Below are 7,297 nucleotides of genomic sequence, written 5' to 3' on the forward strand. Positions count from 1 at the left end.
CGACTCGGAAGGCTTCACTCAGACGGCACTTGTCGAGCGAGGAACTTCCACGGCCGACAGGTGCGGGCCGCTAGACGGACCCGGCATTCACCGGTTGTCCAACCCGGGGTAGTCGCGTTCGGTGTACCCGGTGTAGATCTGGCGCGGGCGGCCGATCTTGTTGGGCTCGCCGTGCATCTCCCGCCAGTGGGCGATCCATCCGGGCAGCCGGCCCAGCGCGAACAGCACGGTGAACATCCGGGTCGGGAAGCCCATGGCCCGATAGATCACGCCGGTGTAGTAGTCGACATTCGGGTAGAGCTTGCGTTCGACGAAAAAGTCGTCGGTCAGGGCGATCTCTTCGAGCGACTTTGCGATGTCGAGCAATTCGTCATTGACGCCGATCTTCGCCAGGATCTTGTCGGCCTGGTCCTTGACGATGCGCGCCCTGGGGTCGTAATTCTTGTATACGCGATGCCCGAAGCCCATCAGCTTCACGCCGTCTTCGCGGTCCTTCACCTTCTTGACGAATGACGCGACATCGCCGCCCTCGCTGCGGATCTTGGCCAGCATCTCCAACACCGCCTGGTTCGCGCCACCGTGCAGTGGGCCCCACAACGCGTTGATACCGCCGGAAATCGAGGTGAATAGGTTGGCCTGCGACGAACCCACCAGCCGCACCGTCGATGTCGAGCAGTTCTGTTCGTGATCGGCATGCAGGATGAACAGCATGTCGAGTGCCCGGACGATCTCCGGGTCGACCTCGTAAGGCTCGGCCGGAACCCCAAAGGTCATCCGGAGGAAATTCTCGACCAGGGTCAGTGAGTTGTCCGGGTACAGGAACGGCTGCCCCTCGGACTTCTTGTACGCATACGCAGCAATCGTCGGCAGCTTGGCCAACAGCCGGATGGTGGAGAGCTCGACCTGACCGGGATCAAACGGGTCCAACGAGTCCTGGTAGTAGGCGCTCAGCGCGTTGACCGAACTGGACAGCACCGGCATCGGGTGAGCGTCGCGTGGAAAGCCATCGAAGAACCGCTTCAGGTCCTCGTGCAGCATGGTGTGCCGCTGGATCTGGGTGGTGAACTTCTCCAGCTGCTCAGCGGTCGGCAGCTCACCGAAGATCAGCAAGTAGCTGACCTCGATGAACGTCGACTTCGCCGCCAGCTGCTCGATCGGGTAACCACGGTAACGCAGAATCCCGGCGTCACCATCGATGTAGGTGATGGCACTCTTGGTGGGGGCGGTGTTGACGAAACCGCCGTCGAATGTGGTGTAGCCGGTTTTGGCCAGCAGCGACCCCAGAGCGATGCCGTCGGCTCCCTCCGTGGCGTGGACGATGTCAAGGTCGAGCTCGCCACCTGGGTATTTGAGGCTGGCGTGCTGTTGCCCGGCTTCGGCGTTATCGGCCACTGGGTTCCCTTCGTCGCTGTCGGGAGTTCGGAAGTCTGCTTACAGAAGGTAGTCGCCTTGCGGTAGTCACGCCGACGGGGGTCAGACCGGCTGGCCAAGACCCGCCATTTCGCCGGCGAAGTCGGCATAGGTGGCTTCGAACGCATCGATGACGTCGTCGACGCTGACAGGGGCCGCGGCGGTGCCGTCCTCCGCCAAATCCCGCACCGCGGTGATCAAGAGCGCACCCCATACTGCAGCCAACAGCTTGACCCTTCGGTCGTCGATGCTTGTCCCCAACCTCTGGGCCATCACCGCGTCGACGGCGTTGCCCCGGTACTCGACCGCGGACTGCCGCAGCGCAGCCGACGACACGGTGATCCGCAGGATCTGCAACAGGCGATCCGCCGACAGGGCACCGGCGGGGGCCAGCTTGGTGGCCTGCGCCATCGCCAAGTAGGCGCGCCGCAGGGCTTCGAAGCTGCCGAGTTCGAGGGGCTGGCTGGCTAGCTCGGCGGCTGTTTTGGCAAGCACCTCGTCCAACAACGCAATCGCGATGGCGTCCTTGGTTGCGAAGTAGCGACTGAAGGTGCGCGGTGACACGTCGGCGGTGGCGGCAATCTGGTCGACCGTGGTTCGGTCAAAGCCTTGCCGTTCACACAGGCCCATCGCCGCATCGATCAGCGTGGCGCGGGTTCGGCGTTTCTTGCGCTCGCGTAAACCAAGGGCCGGTTCCCCCCTTGCTTCCGCCACAACCCGGATGTTATCGGGTCAGGCCGCTGATCGAAGGAGAAACTTACAGCTGCCGACATTTGCCGATCATCCATGAAATCGACTGCGCTTCCGACCCGTCAGCCAGACCACTGCGCGGAGGAGGCTCGGGTCAGGGCTGAAGCCGTTCGACGAGCGAGCCACGAACACGAATCCTGTTGTGCAACCGGTTCTCCCGACCCTGCCAGAATTCAACCACCTCGGGAGCGATCAGGTAGCCACCCCAGTGTGGCGGCACCGGGACGTCATCGACATCGGCGAAGCGCTCGGTGACTTCGGACAACTGTTGGAGCAGTGCATCGCGTGACGTGATCGGCCTACTCTGCAGAGAGGCCCACGCCCCCAGCTGAGATCCCCGCGGCCGGTGCGCCCAGTACTCGGCGGTCGACTCCGGCGCGACCTTCACGACCGGTCCACGGATGTGCACCTGGCGTCCCAACGCGTACCACGGGAAGGTCGCCGACGCGTACGGGTTGGCAGCCAGCTGCTCGCCCTTGGCGGAGTCGTAGTTGGTGTAAAACGAGACGCCGGATTCGTCCACGCTCTTGCACAACACGGTGCGTGTGACGGGTCTGCCCTCGGTGTCCACGGTGCCGACGACCATCCCGTTGGGCTCGGCGATACCCGCCTGCTGGGCGTCTGCCATCCAGCTGCCCAACAGCGCCACCCAGCCGACCTCCAGCCAGTCGGCGTCAAGATCACCGCTGCCGTCCTTCTCCACAGATCCGTACTCCACCCGCATTCGGGCCAGATGCTCAGAAGTGCCCACGCGACAACGCTACGCCGGGGCAACAGAGTCGGCTCCGCGGACGGGGCCAGACTGGCCGATCTGCCGCGCCAGCCGGGTGCAAGAATCGGTGTATGACTTCAGTGCCGAAGGATTTCGCTCCCGGGTTGGCGGGCGTGGTGGCGTTCGAGACCGAGATCGCCGAACCCGACAGGGACGGCGGGGCCCTGCGCTACCGCGGTGTCGATGTCGAGGACCTCGTCGCGAACCGGGTCACCTTCGGCGACGTGTGGGGGCTGCTGGTCGATGGTCGGTTCGGGCGCGGCCTGCCGCCGGCCGAACCGTTCCCGGTGCCTATCCACAGCGGCGACGTCCGGGTCGACGTCCAGGCCGGTCTGGCGATGCTGGCGCCGATCTGGGGCTTCCCACCGCTCCTGGACATCGACGACGAGACCGCACGCAACCAGCTGGCCCGCGCCTCGGTGATGGCGCTGTCCTATGTCGCCCAGTCCGCCCGCGGCATCTACCAACCGGCGGTGCCACAGCGCACGGTCGACGAACGCGATACCGTGACCGCGAGATTCATGACCCGGTGGCAGGGCGACCCCGACCCTCGCCATATCGAGGCCATCGATGCCTACTGGGTCAGCGCTGCCGAGCACGGCATGAACGCGTCCACGTTCACCGCGCGCGTCATCGCCTCGACTGGCGCCGACGTGGCCGCCGCGCTGTCCGGCGCAATCGGAGCGATGAGCGGACCGCTGCACGGCGGTGCGCCGGCGCGAGTGATCCCGATGATCGAGGAAGCCGAACAGAGCGGCGATGCGCGCGCAGTGGTCAGGGGCATCCTGGACCGCAAGGAAAAACTGATGGGCTTCGGACACCGTGTCTACCGGGCCGAGGATCCGCGAGCGCGGGTGCTGCGCGCGACCGCCAAACGGCTGGCGGCATCGCGATACGAGGTGGCGGCCGCGCTAGAGCAGGCCGCACTGGCCGAGTTGCGGGAACGCCGACCCGACCGGGCGATCGAGACCAACGTCGAGTTCTGGGCGGCGGTGATCCTCGACTTCGCGCAGGTGCCGCCGCGGATGATGCCCGCCATGTTCACCTGTGCACGGACCGCGGGTTGGTGCGCACACATCCTCGAGCAGAAGCGGCTGGGCAAGCTCGTGCGCCCGGCGGCGCCCTATGTCGGACCCGCGCCGCGCACGCCCGAATCGGTTCAGGGCTGGGAGTTGCTCGGCCTGCCATGACCCGAGGATCGGTCCGCACCGCCGCCCGACTGAAAGCTCACCGACGCAGGTTGGCCAGCAGGCGCCGGCCCACTGGCGGTGCGGGTGCAGTGGCTGCGGCTTCGAGCAGGTCAGCGACCGTCGTGAACTTGTTGCGAGGTCGCTGCCCGCAACCGCGGGCGATCTCCGCGTCGTCGATGGCTTTCCACCCGGCGGAGTCGATCACCGCAATTCGCCGGTCCCGCAGGAACCGGTCCAGCGCGCCGGCCCTGCGCACCGGATCGACCAACAGGCCGTCGTTGTAGTCGGCGACCAGGTTGTGCACCGTCTCCGCGGCACACGACTTGTTGGTTCCGATGAAGCCTGTCGGACCGCGTTTGATCCACCCCGCCACATAGCTACCGCGCACGCGCTCCGAACCGCCCGGTTCGATGACCCGTCCCCCATCGTTGGGGACCACCGCGGCCACGTCGTCGAATGGCAGGCCGCGAATCGGCTTGGCGCGGTATCCGATTGACGTCAACACCAGGCCAGCTGACATCTCCAGGCACTCGTCTGCGCCGGTCACCGCGAATTCGATGCCAGTGACCTGCCCGGCGCTGGCGGTATCGGCCAATACCCGCTGCGGCGTCAAGCCATAGGCGAGCCGAATAGGGCGCCCGGACGACGCTGCTCCGGCCTCGTCCAGTGTTGCCAGTATCTCGAGTTTGTTGCGTGTCAACGGGTCGGTTTCGTCGGCCAGGTCGCGGATCACGAGATCGTGGTCGCCGGATTCGAGCACGACGTCGTTGGTCGAGACGAGGCCGATCAGCTCGGGCAGGGTGAACGCCGAGGCAGCCGGACCGCGGCGGGCGGCGATCACCACCTCCTGGACCTGAGAATTTCGCAGGGCCGCCAGTGCGTGATCCGCGATGTCCGTGTGCGCCAACGCATCCGGGTCGGCGGTCAGGATCCGTGCGACGTCCAGAGCGACGTTCCCGTTGCCGACGACGACAACGCGTTCACCGCTGAGGTCGACGGACAGATCGGAGTGGTCGGGATGCCCGTTGATCCAGCCGACCACTTCGGTGGCCGTGCGCGCACCGGGCAAATCCATGCCGTCGACCTCGAGGCGGCGGTCGTCGGGCGCGCCGACCGCGTACACCACTGCGTGATGGTGTTCGAGAACTTCGCCGTGCGTCAGATCCGACCCCACCTCACAGTTGAGATAGAAGGAGAATCCGGGCATCCGGGCAATTCGGTCGAAGAGCCGTGTCACCCTCTTAGTGCTCTGATGGTCAGGCGCCACCCCAGCCCGTACCAAACCGTAAGGTGTCGGCAGCTTTTCGAATACGTTGACCCGGACACCCTGCTGTGTGAGCAGCTCGTCGGCAGCGTACATGGCAGCAGGGCCTGAGCCGACGATAGCGACCCGTAACGGGCCATTCGACCGCCGATACACGACAGGAGCCTCGAACACCGGCGCCAGCTTGGACGTCGGTGGCGCCTTGGTCTCACGGGCCGGGTAGAACGCGGCGTTCAATTCGACGAATGGCAGCTGCGACTCAGTCAGCCGGGTGTCGGGGGCGATCGCGCCGACTGGGCAGGCAGCCACGCAGGCACCGCAGTCGACGCATGCTGCCGGGTCGATGTAGAGCATCTCGGCGGTGGCGAATCCCGGCTCGTCCGGTGAGGGGTGGATGCAATTCACCGGACATGCGTAGACGCAGGACCCGTCACTGCAACACGACTGGGTGATGACGTGAGGCATTGGGCTTCCTTGTCGGGCTTCCTTGTTGGAGTTGCTACCGGGTCGGATGTGCTACCAGGTCGGATTTGCTACAAGTGGGGTATTGCTACGGGTGCGAGGCGGCCGAGCGCCTAAGCGGCGGTGACGTCGTGGCGACGCGCGGGCTCGCTGCGATACCGGTTGGGCCGGCCGTCGATCTTGCACATCCGCCAAATCAGCCTGGCAACCGGATTCATCAACCCAGTTTCCTCACACAACATCCGGACATCGCCGAACATGTCACGCAGGAACTGTCGCGACTCGGGCGCCGAGAAGAAGAGTTCCTTCTTGACCGAGCGCGGGATGTCGAATTCCTTCCAGAACGACTTCGGCGGCTTCACGATCGCCTGACAAAGCACCCTCATGATGATCGGCACGTGCAACGACAACCAGAAGCGCTTGCGGCGCGCCATCTTCGGGACCCGCCGACGCAGGTACTCGTGCGCGAATGAGATGTGCCGGGCCTCCTCGGCGACGTGTATCGCCATCACGCGCTCCATGATCGGATGCAAGGCCAACCCCTCCCGCAGCACGTTCTTCTGGGTGTGGTCGATGGGCTCCTCACCGGCGAGTACACCGAAGAAGAACACGATGGGCAACGGGCCCGCGGCCGATGGGATGAACTGCGACAGCCACTTCAGCGTCCGCGGCATCCCTGGCACGTCAACCCCGATGCGGTTCACCATCTCCTGGAACATCATGGTGTGGTTGCACTCTTCGACCGCCTCGTGCAAGCAGTACCGATATTCGGGAGAACCATTAGGCACCCAGAACACGTAGTTCATCAGGCCGCGGATCAAGATCGACTCGAACTGCAGGCCCACCTTGCTGATATTCGACTGGCGCCACATCCCGATCTCGATCTGTCGCTCGATCGACTGCGACTTGTACCAGGGATGGCGACCAATCGGGTCGGTGCCGGGCAGAATCCACCGGGGGTCGTCCGGGATCACCGCGAACTCAGGGGCGTCCCAGTCGATGTCGGTGTAAGGATTGAAATTGCGGCGCACCGACCCCTCGGACAGGGTGCTCAGCATGTCGACGTACGCCCGGTTTTCCGGCCCGCTGCCGATTTCCATGTTCTTGCGCCAGCGCCGGATGATAGGTGTCCTGTCAGTCTTGACAGCCATATTGAGCCTCCCACGAGCTTTACATCTACACCCCTACTGTCTAAAGACAGTACCCGTGGTCCCAGGAATTAAACAGGGCGTTTCCCAATGTGTGACATCGCTGGGTTATCTGCGTCACATGTGATCAGGGTCACATGTGACGCGGATGGAGCACTCGGGCGGACCGTCGGCCTGCCCGCCAACGGTCCCCGCATCCAGACCGCCCGATCGCCCGTCTTAGGCTTGCCACCATGGCCGACGCCTCGACTACTGACACAGCCCTCGTCATCCCGCCCGAACTCAAACCCGCCGACGGCCG

The 7,297-nt window shown here is 64.9% G+C and carries 6 protein-coding genes; 1 reads left to right on the plus strand and 5 read right to left on the minus strand.

Annotated elements, in window-relative coordinates; genetic code table 11:
* Positions 1-87: 87 nt before the first annotated feature.
* From ACPGXI_RS10445 to pdxH, 3 genes are all read right to left on the minus strand, one after another.
* Positions 88-1,392: a citrate synthase gene (locus ACPGXI_RS10445; RefSeq protein WP_526652519.1), complete on the minus strand. Its 1,305-nt coding sequence runs from the start codon at positions 1,390-1,392 to the stop codon at positions 88-90.
* Positions 1,393-1,473: 81 nt separating this feature from the next.
* On the minus strand, positions 1,474-2,124 hold the full coding sequence (locus ACPGXI_RS10450; protein ID WP_526652521.1) for a TetR family transcriptional regulator: 651 nt from the start codon (positions 2,122-2,124) through the stop codon (positions 1,474-1,476).
* A 130-nt stretch (positions 2,125-2,254) separates the two neighbouring features.
* Positions 2,255-2,911 carry a pyridoxamine 5'-phosphate oxidase gene (pdxH, locus tag ACPGXI_RS10455; protein ID WP_526652523.1) on the minus strand — a complete coding sequence of 219 codons (657 nt, stop codon included), beginning with the start codon at positions 2,909-2,911 and terminating at the stop codon, positions 2,255-2,257.
* Between the two features lie 92 nt (positions 2,912-3,003).
* Here pdxH and ACPGXI_RS10460 point away from each other — a divergent pair, with 92 nt between their 5' ends.
* Entirely contained in the window at positions 3,004-4,122 is a 1,119-nt protein-coding gene (locus tag ACPGXI_RS10460) for a citrate synthase (protein ID WP_526652525.1), read from the plus strand.
* Positions 4,123-4,159: 37 nt separating this feature from the next.
* Here ACPGXI_RS10460 and ACPGXI_RS10465 read toward each other — a convergent pair whose 3' ends face one another.
* Complete coding sequence (locus tag ACPGXI_RS10465; protein WP_526652527.1) at positions 4,160-5,851, minus strand: FAD-dependent oxidoreductase; 1,692 nt, start codon at positions 5,849-5,851, stop codon at positions 4,160-4,162.
* A gap of 110 nt (positions 5,852-5,961) precedes the next feature.
* Positions 5,962-6,999 (minus strand): diiron oxygenase, encoded by a 1,038-nt coding sequence (locus ACPGXI_RS10470; protein ID WP_526652529.1) that lies wholly within the window; start codon positions 6,997-6,999, stop codon positions 5,962-5,964.
* Between the last annotated feature and the right edge of the window lie 298 nt (positions 7,000-7,297).

The organism is Mycobacterium sp. (assembly GCF_049608025.1).
Classification (GTDB): domain Bacteria; phylum Actinomycetota; class Actinomycetes; order Mycobacteriales; family Mycobacteriaceae; genus Mycobacterium.